The following is an 18,238-nucleotide window of genomic DNA, read 5'->3' as shown; positions in this document are numbered from 1 at the left end:
TGAGCCAGATGAGCCAGGCGGCACAGAACCTCAACTGGTTGATAACCAACTTCGTGGACAACACCCCGGGTGTGTCCCACACCGTCGTCGTGTCTGCCGACGGACTCCTTCTGGCCATGTCGGAAGGCTTCCCGCGCGACCGCGCCGACCAGCTCGCGGCCGTGGCCTCCGGGCTCACCTCGCTGACGGCCGGGGCATCCCGGATCTTCGAGGGCGGCGACGTGGCACAGACGGTCGTCGAGATGGAGCGGGGATTCCTCTTCCTCATGTCCGTCTCGGACGGCTCGTCCCTGGCAGTGCTCGCACACCCCGAGTGCGACATCGGTCTCGTCGGCTACGAGATGGCACTGCTCGTCGACCGTGCAGGGGCGGTCCTCACGCCGGACCTGCGCGCCGAACTCCAGGGCAGTCTGCTTCACTGACCGGCCCCGGCACCACCCGTCTCACCAAATCACCGTCCGGCCGCCACAATCCCCCCACCGGCCCTGTCAGACGGCTAGCCCGACCGACTTGCTGTCCCGCCCGGAGGATTCATGACCCCGCCCACCGCCTCTCATGATCCGTACGCCGAGCCGTACGGGGACGAGGGCGACCAGCCGCTGGTACGTCCTTACGCGATGACCGGCGGCCGGACCCGGCCGCGCTACCAGCTCGCCATCGAGGCGCTGATCAGCACGACGGCCGACCCGGCAGCGCTGATGGGACTGCTCCCTGAGCACCAGCGCATCTGCCACCTCTGCCGCGAGGTCAAGTCGGTCGCGGAGGTGTCGGCACTCCTCGCCATGCCCCTCGGTGTGGCGCGGATCCTCGTCGCGGACCTCGCCGAGGCCGGACTGGTGGCCATCCACCAGCCGGGCGGCGACGAGAACAACGGCGGCGCTCCGGACGTGACGCTGCCACCCTGGACCAGGACCTGATCCTGTACCTCTTCGGTACACCGGGCCAGGACCGCTTCTGGTTCATGTGGGACGACCTGGTACGCGGCGCGATCGGCGCCGTCGTCCTGGTGGACACCCGCCGTCTCGCCGACTGTTTCCCCGCGGTCGACTACTTCGAGAACAGCGGGCTGCCCTTCGTCATAGCCCTCAACGGGTTCGACGGCCACCAGCCGTACAACCCCGAAGAGGTACGCGAGGCGCTGCAGATCGGTCCGGACGCGCCGATCATCACGACGGACGCCCGGCACCGCTCGGATGCGAAGAGCGCGCTGATCACGCTGGTCGAGCACGCGCTCATGGCTCGGCTGCGGTAGCTTTCGGCCAGCCGGAAGCAGTGCTCAAGTCGGCAGCGCCATACGGCAGTTGTCGTAGACACCCCGGAGCCGGCTGTGGCCTTTGACACGGTCGGCCCCGGTGTTCATAACGTTTCGGCAGAGGAATCGGGTGGTACCGCCACTCGTCGCGGTCATCCGGTGCCACTGCGCGAACAAAGCCCCGCCTTTTGGCGGGGCTCGCTCTTTATGACCGATTTATCTGGGGCTTACATCACTCGGAATCCGCCGTTCCGACTGTTTGGAATCGCGCATGCTGACGTGCTGGAATGCCTGAACTGCCCAATAGTCAACGACGTACTGATAGTCAGAGGTCGTTGACGGGCTTGAGACACTGCGGCACGACGATAGGTGCCGACCGCCGGAAGGTTGTTGGTCGAGTGAGGCGAAGCAAGAACGGTCCCGAGCCGTCGGCCCGGGGCAACTTCACCCCGCCGCCGCGCGGAGCGGCGCCCGCCCCTGTGCCAGGCTCGGAGCCGACGGCGCCACCCGCTCCGAGCGGCGGCCGTTTCTCCCCGCGGAACTGGCGGGTGCCGACCAGGCTGAACGCGATTCTGCTCATACCCGTGGGAGTCGGCCTCATCATGGGCGGCTTCCAGGTGAAGAGCTCGATCGACACCTGGCAGGACGCGCGGGACGCGGCGAACACCGCCCGCCTGATACAGGCGGCCCTGGCCTACAGCAACGCGGTCACCGTCGAGCGCGACACCAGCGCCGCTCCGCTGCTGCTGGGCAAGGGCGAGAAGGACAAGACGGTCGTCGCGGTCCGCAAGGCCACCGACCAGGCCGCCGACGCCTTCGACGAAGCCGTGCAGACGATGCCCAAGCGGGCCGGCCTGGAGCGCCGCCTGGAGCGCTTCCGCAAGGTCGAGCCCTCGTTGCAGACGATCCGCGCCGCCGCCTACACATCCAAGATGACGGGTGTGCAGACGGAGGAGAGCTACGTCAACATCGAGCACCCGCTCCTGGAGTTCTCGAACGAGCTCGGCCTCGGCACCGGCAACATCACCAGCTACGGCCGCTCGGTCTACGCCATCGCACTGGCCAAGGGCGCGCTCTCCCTCGAGCGCTCCATCGGCATGCAGCTGCTGGTCAAGCCCGGCCCCGGCCAGGGCAGCCTCGCCACCCAGCGCACCGCCATCACCTCGTACGCCTACCTGGAGGGCATCGCCATCCAGGAGTACCAGGCCGGCGGTACCGACGACGACATCGCGAAGCTGAACGAGGCCGAAGCGAAGATCAAGACCGACGGCGCGGCCATGGTCAAGCAGGCCGCCGCGCAGGCGAAGGCCGCCAACGAGACGTATGTGCCGCCGCCGGCCAACCCGGTCGACATGGTCACGGCCATGTCGCAGCTGCAGACCACCGATGCCTCGGAGCGCGCCACTCTCGCCGGCAAGGGCATCACCGCGCAGAACTGGTGGGCGGTCACCACCCTCAAGTACGACGCGTACAACAAGCTGGAGACGAGCAAGGCCGACACCGCGGTGAGCGAGGCCTCCGTCATCTCCGACAACGCCAAGCGTGACGCCATCATCACCGGTGCCGCCGTCGTCGTCGCCCTGCTCCTCGCCTTCATCCTGGCCGGCGCGGTCGCCCGCCAGATGAGCCGCGCGATGCGCCAGCTGCGCAACGCCGCCTTCGGCATCGCCGAGCAGCGCCTGCCGATGCTGGTCGACCAGCTCTCCCGCACCGACCCCGGCCGCGTCGACACCCGCGTCCAGCCGATCCCCATCACCACCACGGACGAGATCGGCGAAGTCGCCCGGGCCTTCGACCAGGTCCACCGCGAGGCCGTACGACTCGCCGCCGAGCAGGCCCTCCTGCGCGGCAACATCAACGCGATCTTCACCAACCTCTCGCGCCGCAACCAGTCCCTGATCGAGGGCCAGCTGACCCTCATCACCGACCTGGAGAACAACGAGGCCGACCCGGACCAGCTGGAGAACCTCTTCCGCCTGGACCACCTCGCGACCCGTATGCGCCGCAACGGCGAGAACCTCCTGGTCCTCGCCGGCGAGGAGCCCGGCCGCCGCTGGGACCAGCCGGTCCCGCTGGTCGACGTGCTGCGCGCCGCCTCCTCCGAGGTGGAGCAGTACGAGCGCATCGAGCTGTCGGGCGTCCCGGAGGCCGAGATCCACGGCCGCGCGGTGACCGACCTCGTGCACCTGCTCGCCGAGCTGCTGGAGAACGCGACGACGTTCTCCTCCCCGCAGACCAAGGTCCGCGTGACCGCGACCCGTCTCCCCGACGGCCGCGTCATGATCGAGATCCACGACAAGGGCATCGGCCTCACCGCCGAGGACTTCGCCGACATCAACCACAAGCTGGCCAACCCGCCGACCGTGGACGTCGCGATCTCCCAGCGCATGGGCCTGTTCGTGGTCGGCCGACTCTCCGACCGGCACGGCATCCGCGTCCAGCTCCGCCCCTCGGGCGAGCAGGCCGGCACCACCTCGCTGGTCATGCTGCCCGACGCGATCACCCACGGTGGCGGTGGCGAACAGCAGCTCCAGCGCGACGAGTTCACCGTCTCGCAGATCATGCCGGAGCAGCCGCAGCAGCAGTACGTGGGCGAGGACTTCAACCGCGCCCCGCTCACGGCCGCCGAGCTCGGTTTCGACGACACCCGCTACCCCGAGGTACCGGACGACATCCGCGAGCTGGACCCGGTGGGCCGCTCGCTGATGCGCGAGGAGCGCCGCGCGGCCCTGGAGTCCCAGAAGCCGGGCCAGGAGGCCCTGGAGGCGGGCGAGTACGCCGAGTTCGACGACTCCCAGCAGGCGTACGGCAACGGGCAGCAGGGCTACCAGGAGCTGCCGTCGGCGTACAACGGCCAGCAGACGGCGTACGACGAGCCGCAGCAACCCGCGTACGACGAGCAGTACTTCGCGCCGAACGGCACCGCACCGCAGAACGACACCTTCGCCGACTCCTTCCCGTCGAACGGCGGTTACCCGGAGCCCGGGTACGCGGAGCCGGTCCAGGACGAGCACGCGTCGGCGCACCCCGCCGCCTCGGAGACCTTCTCGGGCTTCGAAGAGCCGTCCTACCAGGGTGACTGGCCGCAGCAGGACGGTTACCGCAACGGCTACCCGGACCAGTACGCTCCGGAGGCGGAGTCCACGCAGGCCGCTGACGTGAGTGAGCGGGATCACGTAGGCTTCGAGCGTCCGGGACCGGCCCCCTCCGCCGTCCACGCGCTGACCGACGCCGGGCTGCCGCGCCGCGGTTCGGCCGCGAACGGCACCAACGGTTCGCCGTCCGTGCGCCAGGAGGCGTCGCCCTCCGCTCCGGAGAGCAAGGTCAACGTCTTCGGCACCGCGAACGGCAACGGCAGCGCCAACGGCACCACCGGCACTGTGGACTGGCAGTCGGCGAACGACGCGCGCTGGCAGCAGGCCTCGGCGCTGAAGAAGCCGAAGGCGGGCGGGGTCACCTCCTCCGGCCTGCCGCGGCGGGTACCCAAGGCCAACCTGGTCGAGGGCACCGCCGAGAGCACCCCCCAGGGCGGCCCCCAGGTCTCCCGCGCTCCCGAGGACATCCGGGGCAGGCTGAGCAACCTGCGCCGCGGGGTCCAGCGGGGACGCAGCGCAGGCAGTGAAACGAACGGTCAGGGCTTCGGCTCTGACAGCACCTACAACCAGGAGCGTTAGTGTGAGCCCGATGAGCCAGGCGGCGCAGAACCTGAACTGGTTGATCACCAACTTCGTGGACAACACCCCGGGTGTGTCCCACACGGTGGTGGTCTCCGCCGACGGACTCCTTCTGGCGATGTCCGAAGGTTTCCCGCGTGACCGCGCCGACCAGCTGGCGGCCGTAGCGTCGGGTCTTACCTCCCTCACCGCCGGTGCCTCGCGCATCTTCGAGGGCGGCAGCGTGAACCAGACGGTTGTGGAGATGGAGCGGGGATTCCTCTTCATCATGTCCGTGTCCGACGGTTCCTCGCTCGCGGTTCTCGCCCACCCCGAGGCGGACATCGGCCTCATTGGGTACGAGATGGCACTTCTGGTGGACCGTGCGGGCACGGTTCTGACCCCTGACCTTCGAGCAGAGCTCCAGGGGAGCCTTCTCAACTAACAAACGGACGGTGCGTTTTGGCGTCCCGAGGCCATAAGGTTTCGGGACGCGGCTCCACATTGATGGGTGCCCGGCACAGTCGGAGGAGGAGAAAGTGGCAACACCCCCAGGCGGTTCGTCTTCGGGCAACTGGTCGTACGGCCCCGGCCAGGGGCAGGGCGACGGTTCCGGGAACCGGTACAACTTCCCCTCCTCGCCCTCCCCGCGCCACCCGCAGTACCCGCAGGGCCCCGGTCCGTCGCCGTACGACCAGCCGCCGGCGCCGCGCATCCAGCCCGTGCAGCCCCATCGACGCTCCCCCGAGGCGGCGCCCGCAGGGTCGTCGAGCAACCCCCTGGTGCGTCCGTACGCCATGACCGGCGGCCGGACCCGCCCCCGCTACCAGCTCGCCATCGAGGCGCTGGTGCACACGACCGCGCAGCCGCACCAGTTGCAGGGCCAGTTGCCCGAGCATCAGCGGATCTGCAACCTCTGCCGTGAGATCAAGTCGGTGGCCGAGATCTCGGCCCTCCTGACGATCCCTCTCGGTGTGGCCAGGATCCTCGTCGCCGACTTGGCGGAGGCGGGCCTGGTCGCCATTCATCAACCCGGCGGCGACGAGAACGCCGGCGGCCAGCCAGATGTGACACTGCTCGCACCCTGGACCAGGACCTGATCCTGTACCTCTTCGGTACACCGGGCCAGGACCGCTTCTGGTTCATGTGGGACGACCTGGTACGCGGCGCGATCGGCGCGATCGTCCTGGTCGACACCCGCCGTCTCGCCGACTGCTTCCCCGCGGTCGACTACTTCGAGAACTCGGGTCTCCCGTTCGTCATCGCCCTGAACGGCTTCGACGGCCAGCAGCCGTACAACCCGGACGAGGTCCGCGAGGCCCTGCAGATCGGCCCGGACGCGCCGATCATCACGACGGACGCCCGCCACCGCGCGGACGCGAAGTCGGCGCTGATCACGCTGGTGGAGCACGCGCTGATGGCGCGGCTGCGGTAGCCAACTCGCTTGTGCCAAGGGGCCCTTTCCTTCGGGAGAGGGCCCCTTCGCCGTACCGTCCCCTGCCACAATGAACGCTCTTGAATCCGGCAAGGGGGACGGGATGAGCGCGGAGGCAGCCGCATTACGTCTGGGGACGACCGTGGCGAACACGGCGGCCCAGACGTGGCTGGGGGGCAAACGGCGGGAGCAGGAGCGCCGGCTCCCGATGGACGATCTCGTACGGCTACGGGTGCCGGGGTTGCGGCAACAGCGCAGCGTCCGGCGCCAGTTCGAGGAGATGGCCGATGCCGTGGCCGCACGGATCGAGCCGTTTCTGGCCCAGGAGTTCCGCGGTCTCGACGAGAGCAGCCGGGAAGCGGCGCTCAACGGGGTGTGCGACACGTTCGCACGCGCCGACCTGTCCGACGAGGCGGTCCTGGCGGCCGACGCGCAGCCGGCCGAACTGATCCGCCGCATCACGCGATCGGTGAGCCCACCGGTAGGCCTGAGCGAACCCGAGACGCAGCTGTACGAGCTCCTCTTCAGCGAGTGCTGCGAGTACTACGTCAGCATCGTGCGGACCCTGCCGGTCTTCGAGGAGCGGACGCTGGCCGAACTGCTCGCCCGCACCAGCTCGTTGAGCGACGGCGTCGCCCGCGTCCTCGAACGGCTCCCCGACCGCTCCCTGTTCGCCCCGGACGGCACCGACCAGGACCAGGAATTCCGCCGCTGGTACATGGAGTTGGTCAGCAACAGCCTCGACGAGGTGGAGCTGTTCCGCCGCACGTCCGACCGCGCCGCCGCGCAGGTACGGCTGTCGGTGGCCTACGTCAGCCTGCGGGCCACCGGGGACGACGGGACCCGCCGCCGCGCCGCCGTCCGCGCGCTGCCGCTCAGGCCCGATCTGAGCGGCTGGGAGGAGTCCGGGACGGAGAGTTCCGGGATGCGGGTGGAATCGGCGCTCGGCGGGGCGTCCAGGGTCCTCCTGCGCGGCGAGGCGGGCTCCGGCAAGACCACACTGCTGCGCTGGCTGGCGATCACGGCGGCGAGGGGCGCCTTCACAGCTGAACTGGCCGACTGGAACGGTCTGACGCCGGTGTTCGTCAAGCTCCGTGAGTACAGCGGCCGTTCGCTGCCCAAGAAGCCCGAGGAGTTGCTGGACGGGGTCGCCGGGAACATCACCGGAATCATGCCCAGGGGGTGGGTGGAGCGCCAACTCCGGGACAACAAGGTCCTGTTGCTGGTCGACGGAGTGGACGAACTCCTCGGCTCGGAACGCCGATCGGTACGAGACTGGCTGCGCAAGCTCCTCGGGGCGTACGGCGGCATACGCGTGGTCGTGACCTCGCGCCCGACCGCGGCCGGGGCGGACTGGCTGCGCCGGGAGGACTTCACCGCGCTCCACCTGGATCGGATGACCCCACCGGACCTGGCCGCGTTCGTACGGCAGTGGCATCAGGCCGTCCGGGAACTGGGCGACGAACTCCCCTGTGCCGTTGACGAGTTGCCGCGCTACGAACAGTCCCTGCTCAACAGCCTCAAGGACCGCGCGCATCTCCAGTCGTTGGCGGGCACCCCGTTGCTCGCCGCGATGCTGTGCGCCATGCACCTGAACCGGGGCAGCCAACTCCCCCGGGACCGCATGGAGTTGTACCGCAACGCCCTCCACACGCTGGTCCACGACCGCGACGCCGACCGGAACGTACCGAGCGCGCTGAACAGCAAGCTCAGCCTCGGTGACAAGCTGGTCGTGCTGCGGGATCTGGCGTGGCGCCTCTCGGACAACAACCGCAGCGAGATCGCCCTGGACCAGGCGGCCGTCCATGTCGCGGCCAAGCTGTCGGCGATGCGGCACCTGGAGGTACAGGAGGGTCACGGGGTCCTGGAGCAGCTACGGGACCGCTCGGGCATCCTCCGCTCACCCGTCGAGGGGCGTCTCGACTTCGTCCACCGGACCTTTCAGGAGTACCTGGCTGCCGAGGAGGCCACGGAGGAAGACCGGATCGGGAACCTGGTCGGGCGAGCCCACCTGGACCTGTGGCGCGAGACGATCATCATGGCGGCGGGGCATGCCAACTCCCGCCAGCGGCAGGAGCTGTTGGACGGCATCCTGGACCGGGCGGAGGCCGAGCCCCGGCATGCACGGGCGTTGCGGCTGCTGGCGGCTTCGTGTCAGGAGACGTTGCCGACGATTCCGGACGGGTTGGCGGGGCGGCTGGATGAGGCTATGTCGGCGTTGCTTCCGGCTCGTCGACCTACAGATGCGCCGGCTCTGGCGGCTGTGGGGCCGAGCTTGCTGCGGCGGTTGCCTCGTTCGCTGGGCGAGTTGACGGAGAAAGCCGCGATACAGACGGTACGGACCGTGGCGATGATCGGCGGTGAGGAGGCGTTGGCGTTGATGGTGAAGTACGCCGAGGACCGGCGCGACTACGTCATCGGCGAAATCATCGACGCCTGGGCGTACTTCGACGCGGATGCCTACGGCGAGCAGGTACTGACCGGGCTGCCGCTGGAGGGACACCTCGTGAATCTCACGCACTCCCAGCAGTGGCGCGCAGCAACTCGGTTGAAGTCCATCACGAGGCTGTCAATCCATTGCCCTCTCACGGCACTCTCTGCCGTGGACCAGCTTCCACCCCTGAGCGATCTGTCGGTCTACAACCTCCGTGGCCCCGGAGACCTCTCAGTGCTGACGGCTCACCCACAGTTGGAATGGTTCTCGGTCTTTGGGCGAGGAAAGCTGCACGGACTCGAATCCGTGGAGAACTTGAGGAACCTCTTCTACCTGGCACTTGGCCGCAGGGGTACGGCTGGTCTCGACAGTCTGCGTCTTGGGCCGACCACATCCTGGCTGCGCCTCTACGGGCTGAGCAGGACGAGCAAACTGACCGCTTTGCGCAACTTCCCCGATGTCAAAACCCTTTTCCTTGCGGCCTCGGACGCATGTACACCGCAGGGCCTGAACAGTGTCTCCGACATGCCCGGGCTCCAAGGCCTCAGCCTCAGGGACATGCACTTGGCAGAGTGGCTCACAGCACGTGAACCCCTTCCAGCCGAGCTGCGGACGCTCACGCTGCATGGCTGCGTCGTGCCTGGAGACTCCCGTGCCTACCGCGACCTCAGTTCCCTCAACTCGCTGTCCATCAGGTCCTGCCAGTCTCCCGACGGGGACCCCATCACCGCCCTCGACCTTCCGGTCAAGAACCTCAGCGTCGACTGACCCGCGAACGCCAACGGCCCCACCCTCCCGCAGGAGAGTGAGGCCGTGAACGCGCTGAAGGCTAGTGCCAGCTGTGCGGGGCGCGGAATCCGCCCTCGCGCTCCAGCCGGCGCCAGCCGGCCTTGGGCAGCGGACGGTGGGCCGGGGCTTCCGCAGGCGCGGCCGCCGCGCGGGCCAGCAGGACCGCCGTGATCGCGGCGACTTCCTCGGGCTCGGCGTGGCCCTTCTCGACACGAATGTCAGGGGTGCTCATAGGTCTCAGTCTCCGTGGATGAGGTTTCCGCGGGGGTGGCGCGGAGAGTCCGCTGGGTTACTGCGGGGGGTTGCCGTGCTTACGCGAGGGCAGGTCGGCGTGCTTGGTGTGCAGCATCGCGAGCGACTTGATGAGTACTTCGCGGGTCTCGGCGGGGTCGATGACGTCGTCGACGAGTCCGCGCTCGGCCGCGTAGTACGGGTGCATCAACTCGGACTTGTACTCCTTGACCATGCGCGTCCGCATCGCCTCGGGGTCCTCGGCGTCGGCGATCTGGCGGCGGAAGATGACGTTGGCGGCACCTTCGGCGCCCATCACGGCGATCTCGTTGGTGGGCCAGGCGTAGGTGAGGTCGGCGCCGATGGACTGGCTGTCCATGACGATGTAGGCACCTCCGTACGCCTTGCGCAGGATGAGCGAAATCCTCGGCACGGTGGCGTTGCAGTACGCGTAGAGCAGCTTCGCTCCGTGCCGGATGATTCCGCCGTGTTCCTGGTCGACGCCGGGAAGGAATCCCGGAACGTCCAGGAACGTAACGATCGGAATGTTAAAAGCGTCACACATCTGGACAAAGCGCGCAGCTTTTTCGCTGGCCTCGATGTCCAGGACGCCGGCGAGGGTCTGCGGCTGGTTGGCGACGATGCCGACGACCTGGCCGTCGAGGCGGGCGAGCGCGCAGATGATGTTGCGGGCCCAACGCTCGTGGATCTCCAGGTAGTCGCCGTCGTCGACGATCTCCTCGATGACCTTGGCCATGTCGTACGGCCGGTTGCCGTCGGCCGGGACCAGGTCCAGCAGGATGTCCGAGCGGCGGTCGGCCTCGTCGCTCGACTCGGCGCGCGGCGGGTTCTCCCGGTTGTTCTGCGGGAGCATCGACAGGAGGTAGCGCACCTCGGCGAGGCAGGTCTCCTCGTCGTCGTAGGCGAAGTGGCAGACGCCGCTCGTCTCGGCGTGCACGTCGGCGCCGCCGAGGCCGTTCTGCGTGATCTCCTCGCCGGTGACCGCCTTGACGACGTCCGGGCCGGTGATGAACATCTGCGAGGTCTCGCGGACCATGAAGACGAAGTCGGTGAGGGCGGGCGAGTAGGCCGCGCCGCCGGCGCACGGGCCGAGCATCACCGAGATCTGCGGGATCACCCCGCTCGCCTTGGTGTTGCGCTGGAAGATGCCGCCGTAGCCGGCGAGGGCGCTGACGCCCTCCTGGATACGGGCACCGGCGCCGTCGTTGAGCGACACCAGCGGGGCACCGGCCGCGATGGCCATGTCCATGATCTTGTGGATCTTCGTGGCGTGGGCCTCGCCCAGCGCGCCGCCGAAGATCCGGAAGTCGTGCGCGTAGACGAAGACCGTGCGGCCCTCGACCGTGCCCCAGCCGGTGATGACACCGTCGGTGTACGGCTTCTTGGACTCCAGGCCGAAGCCGACGGCGCGGTGCCGGCGCAGCTGCTCGACCTCACGGAAGGACCCGGGGTCGAGGAGCAGGTCGATACGCTCCCGGCCGGTCAGCTTCCCCTTGGCGTGCTGCGCCTCGGTCGCCTTCTCGCTCGGGCCGGCCAGTGCCCGCGCACGGATCTCGTGCAGTTCGGCCACTCGCCCGCGCGCGTCCGTCGGCTCACCCGGCGCCTCATCCAAAACGGTCATGTACCGACCCTACGAAGGAGACCAAGAAATGCGCGCCGTCGACTCTGCACAGTCTCCGGCCCGTTTTCCTGGTACCCCTGAACAGAACCTCACCGGCATGCAGCCGTTCCGACTGCTCAGGGGGCGTGCCCGTTGTAGGGGTTACACAAAGGCGACAGCTGAGAGCCACCTCACATTCACATGGGCCGGATGCCATCGCCGGAGTGATTCTCGTGCCGGTCCGGAGTAATTCTCGCGTTGCCGACCCCGCCGGGAGGGCGTACTCGTAGTAGTTGTCGCAACACCCTGCGGATGATGTTGAAAATTGAATGGAATAGGTCTACGGTCCTTCTTGTTCGCATCGTTGAACGTTCAACAGATTAACCCCCCGCACTCCCCGTCCCCTTAGGAGCACGTCATGGGTATCTTCGGCCGCAAGAGCGACGACACCGACACCACCTCGGCGGACACCGCCGTCAACCCCGACCTGGCCGCGCTGACCGGCGACTACAGCATCGACCCGTCGCACACCACGCTCGGCTTCACCGCCCGCCACGCGATGGTCACCAACGTCAAGGGCAAGTTCCTCGACTTCACCGGCACGCTGCACCTGGACGGCAGTGACCCGGCCAAGTCCACCGCGTCCCTCGACGTCAAGATGGAGAGCATCGACACCGGCTCGCCGGACCGTGACGGTCACCTCAAGAGCGCGGACTTCTTCAAGACGGACGAGTTCCCCACGATGACCTTCCGCTCCACCTCGGCCGAAGCCCTCGGTGGCGACGACTACCGCATCACCGGCGACCTGGAGATCCTCGGCACCACCAAGCCGATCACCATCGACCTGGAGTTCAACGGCGCGGCGAAGGACCCGTTCGGCAACGAGCGCGTCGGCTTCGAGGGCAAGGCCGAGATCCTGCGCTCCGAGTTCGGCCTCACCTGGAACGCGGCGCTGGAGACCGGTGGCGTCCTCGTCTCCGAGAAGATCAAGCTGAACTTCGACATCTCGGCGATCAAGAGCGCCTGAGGTCGAGGATCAAGAACGCCTGAGGTCGAGCCAGACCGCCAGATCCTCGATCTCGGCCTCCACGGCATCGGCGATGCTCCTGCTGAACTCCACGTCCTGATGGACGGCGTTCACCAGGAGCACGCCGGCCTTGCGGTCCGCGAGGGCGTCGAGCTTCCCGACGAGCCGGTCACCGTAAAGAATCGGCAGGGCGAAGTAACCCCAGCGGCGCTTCTCGGCCGGCTTGTACATCTCCAACTGGTAGTCGTAGCCGAAGAGTTCGGTGGTGCGCTTCCGGTCGTGGATGAGCCGGTCGAACGGCGAGAGCAGCGCGGCGCGCCCGCTGAACGGCCGGTTGAGGTACGTCGGATCAACTCGCCACTCCCCCTTCACCCCTTCTACGACGGCCGGTTCGCCGACCTCACCGACAACCGCCGGTTCGACGGGGAGCGCGGTGCCGGTGGCGCGGGCGATACCGAGGGCGCGTAGCCGCCGTTCGTTCCGCAGGCGGCGCGCCTCTTCAAGCGGGACGGCAGGCTCGTCGGGATACACGCGTGAGGCCAGGTCCCACAGCCGCTCCCGCCCCGCCCGCCCCGCGATCGCGACTTCCCCCCTCAGCACCATCAGCTCCAGAAGCTGACTGACGTTGCGGTTGTGGGTCCAGCCGGACGACTTCCACGGCACCGCACAGGTGTCGGGCAACTCCCGTGAGGTGAGCGGCCCTTGACTACCGAGCCGCTCCAGAATGTCGCGCCTGCACGCGTCGTTGGCGGCGACCCACTCGCGGTAGTGCTTCGACTCCTTCTCCCATACGGCCATGTCGGCGCGGTACAGCGCCAGGTCCTCGCTCGGGCGGATCATCGCGCGGAGTTCGAGGAGCGTGCGGTCCGTGAGCGCGGTGGTCAGCTCGTCCGGTGCGTACGACGAGCCGAGGCGGCTCCAGGCGACCAAGTCGGCATTGGGGGCGATCGCCGCCGTGGGGTCGATCTGGAGGAGGGTCAACTGCCGTACCACGGCATGCAGTTCGGTGGGGCGCTGGGCATCGAGGAGTTGGGCCTGGACGGCGATGCGGCGGGCTTCGGTGCGGGTGAGTTCATGCATGGCGTGAGTGTGCTCCCGGGGTGTGTCCGAAGGTGCGGCGGAAGACGTCGATGAAGGCACTGGCGGACGACCAGCCGCACTGGTGGGCCACGGCGGTGACCGGGGTGTCCTCGGCCAGCAGGACCAGGGCGCGGTACAGGCGCAGTTGGGTGCGCCACTGCGGGAAGGTCATGCCGAGGTCGGCCTTGAAGAGGCGGGAGAGCGTACGGTCGCTTGCGCCGACCTCCCTGCCGAGGGCGGCCAGGGTGCGCTCGTCGGCCGGGTTCGCGCGCAGGATCTCGCAGACTGCCCGCAGCAGAGGGGCAGTTGGGGTGGGCAGGTGCAGGGGCTGCTGGGGCGAGGCCCGCAACTGGTCGAGCAACACGGCCAGTAGGCGCCCGCGTTCGGGACTGCCGTCGTCCGGAGTGCGCGTGTGGGCGAGGATCAACTCCCGCAGCAGGGGCCCGACTTCCAGTACGGTCGGCTGCTCGAGCCCCAGCGGGTTGTCGCTCGCGGGCAGTCCGACCAGGTGCAGTGCGAGTTCGCCGTGGGCCTGATGGGCGTGCGCGGTGCCGGCCGGTACCCAGATGGCGCGGGTGCCCGGCGCGATCCACGAACCGGCACTGGTCGTCACGGCCAGCACACCCCGCCCCGCGTAGACGATCTGGTGGTCGTCATGGCGGTGGGCGTCGATGGCGGCGCCGGGCGCCAGCCACTGGGTGCGGGTCGGCGCCACGGGCTCGTGGCGGATTTCTGTCATTGGTTGGCAGTTTATCGGAAGCGCGACAGTCTGCCCGGCGATGAGCATAGCGACATGTCAAGGATCGACAGCTCAAGGACCCATAGCTCAAGGACCAAAGCGATCACTCTGCTGGCGGTCGGCCACGCCTGCGTGGACGTCTACCAGGGCGCCGTCGCCTCGCTCATCCCGTTCTTCGTCGCCGAGCGCGCCTACAGCTACGCCGCGGTCTCGGGCATCGTGCTCGCCGCGTCCCTTCTCTCCTCAGTGGCCCAACCGGTGTTCGGCCTGCTCACCGACCGCTGGGCGATGCCGTGGATCCTGCCGGTGAGCACGATTCTCGGCGGCCTGGGCATCGCCCTGAGCGGCCTCACCCACTCCTACGCACTCACCTTGGTGTTCGTGGCCGTCTCCGGCGTAGGGGTCGCCGCCTACCACCCCGAGTCCGCCCGCGTGGCCCGGCTCGTCAGCGGAGGCAGCCACAGCGCGATGGGCTGGTTCTCGGTCGGCGGCAACCTCGGCTTCGCCGCCGCGCCCCTCCTGGTCGGCGGCGTCATCGCCACCGGCGGCCTGCGCCTGTCACCGCTGCTCGTCCTCCCCGCCCTCGCCGGCAGCGTGCTGTGCCTGCCGGTGCTGCGCGCGCTGGGCAGACCGGACGGCGGTGCTGCCGACGGCACGGCCGCGGTGGGCACCGACGACAAGGCGTCATTCATACGCCTCTCGCTTTCCGTGATCCTCCGGTCCATCGAGTTCATCGGCCTGAGCACCTTCATCTCCCTCTACGCCCAGCAGCGCATGGGAGGCGGCACGGCGGCCGGCACGACGGCACTGTTCGTCCTCTACGCCGGCGGCGCCCTGGGCTCCGTGCTGGGCGGCAGCCTCGCCAGCCGCTGGGACCGGGTGACGGTGGCCCGTTGGTCGTACGTGATGACGATCCCGGCGATCGCGGGCACGGTGTTCGCCCCCGGCCCGGCGTTCTACGTGTTCGTCGCGCTGGCCTCCCTCACCCTCTACGTCCCCTTCTCCCTGCACGTCACCCTCGGCCAGGACTACCTGCCCAACCGTGTCGGCACGGCCAGCGGCATCACCCTCGGCCTGACCGTCAGCATCGGCGGCCTCGTCACTCCGCTGATCGGCACGCTCGCCGACGCGACGTCCTTGCGGACGGCGTTGGCACCGTTGATCGTGTTGCCGGCGGTGAGTTGGTTGCTGTTCCGGGGGTTGCGCGAACCGGCTCCGCCGCGGCGGGTGCTTCGGGACACTAGGGACTCGGCGGTGGGTAGCGCGGTGTAAGGACGAGCGGTGGGCGGGGCCAGTGGGCGACGGGGATCACATCGACTTTCGGGGCAGTACGTTCTACGGCCCCGTCACCGGCAAGGTGGAGTCCCCGCGTGCGGCCCCCTCCCCCACCGCGCTGTCCGCGCTGCCTGCCGCGCCCGCCGTCTTCACCGGCCGTGAGGACGAGGTGGCCGAGCTGCTGGGTGCCCTAGATCCCGCTGTCGGTGAAGGGTCCGAGTCCGTCGTCATCTCAGCGGTCTCGGGGCTCGGCGGCGTCGGAAAGACCGCGCTGGCGTTGTGCGTCGCGCATGCGGCGCGGGAGCGGGGGTGGTTTGCCGGGGGTGCGTTGTTCGTCGACCTGCGGGGGTACGACGAGGTACCGGTGACGGCGGATCAGGCGGTGTTGGCGTTGTTGCGGGCACTGGGGGTGGGGGATGCGGATCTGCCGCCTACGGCTGATGAGCAGTACGCGCGGTATCGGGGTGAGTTGAGCTCGCGTGAGCCGGTGTTGATCGTTCTGGACAACGCGTCGGACCCGGCGCAGATCGCTCCCTTACTGCCCGGGGAAGGGAGCGGGCATCGGGTTCTGGTGACATCGCGGGAGGTTCAGGACTCGCTTCCGGTACGGCAGTTCAGGGTCGACGGGCTTACGCCCGATGCGTCGCGGGAGCTTGTGGATCGGTCGCTTCGGCGGTACGACCCCGGTGATCGCCGGGTCGCGGAGGAGCCGGAGGCCGTACGTCAACTCGGTGAGCTGTGTGGGCACTTGCCGCTTGCGTTGCTGATCGTTTCGGCGTTGCTACGGCGGCGTCGGCAGCGGTCCGTCGCCACGCTGGTCGATGAGTTGCAGGTCGCGGGTGATCGGGTGCGGGCGTTGCGGGCGAAGGGGGTTGACCAGTACGGGCAAGAGTTGAGTCTGCGGCCCGTGTTCGACGTGATGTACGGGCGATTGGAGCCTGAACTCGCCAGGGTTTTCCGGCTGTTGGGGCAGGCGCCGGGGGACAGTATCGGGATCTGGTCGGCAGTCAACCTGGTCGCGCTGGTCCCGGAGCGCTTGGAGCCGCTCCTTGACGAATTGACCGCCTCCTCTCTCCTCACCGCGATACCCGGTGGTGAGCGCTGGGTGATGCATGACCTCGTACGGATCTACGCCCAACTCGTGGCCGCCGAAGATCCCGGGGCACGCAGGGAGGTGGCCGAGGCCCGGATGCGGATGTTGGACTTCTACTTCCACACACTGACGTCTGCGAATGCTCTCATCGAGCGGACCCCTGAAGAGGCGCCCCACGATTCCTTCGAGGCACGCGAACGCGCCCTGAACTGGCTCGACTCCGAACGCAAGGGACTGCTTGCGGCCGCCCAATGGACCGACGGCGATGACGACGGACAGCCCGGCTCTCTGTCGCTCGCCCTGAACCTGGACAGCTACCTCGACCTTCGACGCGCCTTCGACGACTGGGCCACCGTGGCGCAGACCGCGTGCGAAACCGCCCGCCGGGTCCATGACTCCGAGGCGGAGGCCACAGCGTCCAACGCTCTCGGCAGAGCCCTGTTCAGGCTGCGGCGGTTCGAAGAGGCCTCGACCGCCGAGCGCCGAGCCCTGCGGGTGTCCGAGCAACTCGGCGACCGTGTGGGACAGGCTGCGGCGTGGAACATGCTCGGTGTCACATTGCGCGCGCTCCTGAGGTACGACGCGGCGATTGATGCCCACCTCCGCAGTGCGCGGATCTATGCCGATGTCGGTCTGCGGCGTCAGACAGCCCATGCGCACATCAATCTCGGCGGCGCCTTGGGTGACGCAGGTCGCACGGATGAGGCATACGACGCCTTCAGCGAAGCTCTGGTCATACACATGGAACTCGGGGACAAGGAAGGCGAGGCAGCGGCCCGTAGCGGCCTTGGCACCGCTCTTCTCAGGCTGGACCGCCACGAGGAAGCCATCACCGCCCTCACCCGCGCCCTGGGACTCTACGCAGAGTCCGGCGACTGGCACAGCAGAGCCACCAGTTGGAACAACCTGGGCATGGTCTGGAGGCAGCTCGGGTTGCTCAGCGAAGCTCTCGCGGCCCACACCCGAGCGCTGAACTGGTTCATATTCCTCCACGACCGTTATGGAGAGGCCTCGGCCTGGGGTTCCATGGGCGTCGCGCTTGGCTGTCTCGACCGCACGGAGGAAGCCTTGTCGGCCGCGCACCAAGCACTCGACCTGTTCCGGGCGTTCGGTGATGAATACCAAGTCGCGCTGACTGAGCGCCAGATCGCTGCGATCAAAGACGCTCAGCGATAGCCCACCGCGAACTCGCACCACACCACCTTCCCCAACTCCCGCTCCCCCACCCCCCACTTGTCCGCGAGCACGGCGACCAGCATCAGCCCACGTCCGTCCTCCGCGTGCAGTGACCTGTAGGGCGTCCGGACCAGGTGGAGTTCGCCGGAGCCGCTGTCGTGGACCTCGATGCGGAGGACTCCGTCGGGGTGCAGGGAGAGGTGGAGGGCGAAGCCGCGGCCGGGTGGTACGCCGTGGAGGATCGCGTTTGTCGTCAACTCGCTTACGCAGAGCAGTACGTCGTCGGTGCGGGTCGTGATGGACCAGGACCTGAGGGTCTCCCGGGTGAAGTCGCGGGCCAGGGCTACCGATCTGCGGTCGCGGCGGTAGAACGCCTCGCGGGTGTGGCCTTGTTGGAGTTGTTCGTTCATGGGGCCACTGTCACAGGGAGTCA

Annotated in this window: 14 protein-coding genes and 2 pseudogenes; 11 read left to right on the top strand and 5 right to left on the bottom strand. The window is 68.4% G+C overall.

Going from position 1 to position 18,238, the window contains the following annotated elements; genetic code table 11:
• Nucleotides 1-8 precede the first annotated feature (8 nt).
• The 8 genes and pseudogenes from OO70_RS34970 (at nucleotide 9) to OO70_RS34935 (ending at nucleotide 9,542) form a co-directional block, all read left to right on the top strand.
• Complete coding sequence (locus OO70_RS34970; RefSeq protein WP_005479910.1) at nucleotides 9-422, top strand: roadblock/LC7 domain-containing protein; 414 nt, start codon at nucleotides 9-11, stop codon at nucleotides 420-422.
• A gap of 111 nt (nucleotides 423-533) precedes the next feature.
• The gene (locus OO70_RS34965) at nucleotides 534-917 is read left to right on the top strand and encodes a DUF742 domain-containing protein (protein ID WP_043680388.1); all 384 of its coding nucleotides are present in this window, start codon (nucleotides 534-536) and stop codon (nucleotides 915-917) included.
• A pseudogene (locus OO70_RS34960) lies at nucleotides 899-1,252 on the top strand (GTP-binding protein); the annotation flags it as partial. The gene OO70_RS34965 and the pseudogene OO70_RS34960, both read left to right, overlap by 19 nt.
• Nucleotides 1,253-1,650: 398 nt before the next feature.
• Nucleotides 1,651-4,926, top strand: a complete 3,276-nt coding sequence (locus tag OO70_RS34955) for a nitrate- and nitrite sensing domain-containing protein (protein WP_043680385.1) — start codon at nucleotides 1,651-1,653, stop codon at nucleotides 4,924-4,926.
• Nucleotides 4,927-4,936: 10 nt separating this feature from the next.
• Nucleotides 4,937-5,350: a roadblock/LC7 domain-containing protein gene (locus OO70_RS34950; protein WP_005479603.1), complete on the top strand. Its 414-nt coding sequence runs from the start codon at nucleotides 4,937-4,939 to the stop codon at nucleotides 5,348-5,350.
• 94 nt (nucleotides 5,351-5,444) lie between these two features.
• Nucleotides 5,445-6,005, top strand: a complete 561-nt coding sequence (locus OO70_RS34945) for a DUF742 domain-containing protein (RefSeq protein ID WP_043680382.1) — start codon at nucleotides 5,445-5,447, stop codon at nucleotides 6,003-6,005.
• Nucleotides 5,987-6,340, top strand: a pseudogene (locus OO70_RS34940) (GTP-binding protein); the annotation flags it as partial. The gene OO70_RS34945 and the pseudogene OO70_RS34940, both read left to right, overlap by 19 nt.
• 70 nt (nucleotides 6,341-6,410) lie before the next feature.
• On the top strand, nucleotides 6,411-9,542 hold the full coding sequence (locus OO70_RS34935; RefSeq protein ID WP_078651677.1) for an NACHT domain-containing protein: 3,132 nt from the start codon (nucleotides 6,411-6,413) through the stop codon (nucleotides 9,540-9,542).
• Between the two features lie 61 nt (nucleotides 9,543-9,603).
• Here OO70_RS34935 and OO70_RS34930 read toward each other — a convergent pair whose 3' ends face one another.
• Nucleotides 9,604-9,795: an acyl-CoA carboxylase subunit epsilon gene (locus OO70_RS34930; protein WP_043680378.1), complete on the bottom strand. Its 192-nt coding sequence runs from the start codon at nucleotides 9,793-9,795 to the stop codon at nucleotides 9,604-9,606.
• 57 nt (nucleotides 9,796-9,852) lie between these two features.
• Nucleotides 9,853-11,436 (bottom strand): acyl-CoA carboxylase subunit beta, encoded by a 1,584-nt coding sequence (locus OO70_RS34925; RefSeq protein WP_043680376.1) that lies wholly within the window; start codon nucleotides 11,434-11,436, stop codon nucleotides 9,853-9,855.
• Nucleotides 11,437-11,833: 397 nt separating this feature from the next.
• Here OO70_RS34925 and OO70_RS34920 point away from each other — a divergent pair, with 397 nt between their 5' ends.
• A complete protein-coding gene (locus OO70_RS34920) occupies nucleotides 11,834-12,442 on the top strand; it encodes a YceI family protein (RefSeq protein ID WP_043680374.1) in 609 nt (202 codons plus the stop codon).
• A gap of 9 nt (nucleotides 12,443-12,451) precedes the next feature.
• Here OO70_RS34920 and OO70_RS34915 read toward each other — a convergent pair whose 3' ends face one another.
• Both OO70_RS34915 and OO70_RS34910 read right to left on the bottom strand, forming a co-directional pair.
• On the bottom strand, nucleotides 12,452-13,522 hold the full coding sequence (locus tag OO70_RS34915) for a DNA glycosylase AlkZ-like family protein (RefSeq protein WP_043680372.1): 1,071 nt from the start codon (nucleotides 13,520-13,522) through the stop codon (nucleotides 12,452-12,454).
• Entirely contained in the window at nucleotides 13,515-14,261 is a 747-nt protein-coding gene (locus OO70_RS34910; protein WP_043680369.1) for an AraC family transcriptional regulator, read from the bottom strand. Before OO70_RS34910 ends, OO70_RS34915 begins: the two co-directional genes overlap by 8 nt.
• A 54-nt stretch (nucleotides 14,262-14,315) precedes the next feature.
• Between OO70_RS34910 and OO70_RS34905 the strand changes: the two genes are divergently transcribed.
• Both OO70_RS34905 and OO70_RS34900 read left to right on the top strand, forming a co-directional pair.
• Nucleotides 14,316-15,533, top strand: coding sequence for an MFS transporter (locus tag OO70_RS34905; RefSeq protein WP_051741927.1), 1,218 nt, complete (start codon nucleotides 14,316-14,318; stop codon nucleotides 15,531-15,533).
• 22 nt (nucleotides 15,534-15,555) lie between these two features.
• Nucleotides 15,556-17,805 (top strand): tetratricopeptide repeat protein, encoded by a 2,250-nt coding sequence (locus OO70_RS34900; RefSeq protein ID WP_051741926.1) that lies wholly within the window; start codon nucleotides 15,556-15,558, stop codon nucleotides 17,803-17,805.
• Here OO70_RS34900 and OO70_RS34895 read toward each other — a convergent pair.
• Nucleotides 17,796-18,215, bottom strand: a complete 420-nt coding sequence (locus tag OO70_RS34895; protein WP_043680366.1) for an ATP-binding protein — start codon at nucleotides 18,213-18,215, stop codon at nucleotides 17,796-17,798. The genes OO70_RS34900 and OO70_RS34895 overlap by 10 nt on opposite strands.
• Nucleotides 18,216-18,238 lie beyond the last annotated feature (23 nt).

Source organism: Streptomyces xylophagus (assembly GCF_000716435.1).
Lineage (GTDB): Bacteria > Actinomycetota > Actinomycetes > Streptomycetales > Streptomycetaceae > Streptomyces > Streptomyces xylophagus.
This window is presented reverse-complemented; position numbering and strand designations above follow the sequence as displayed.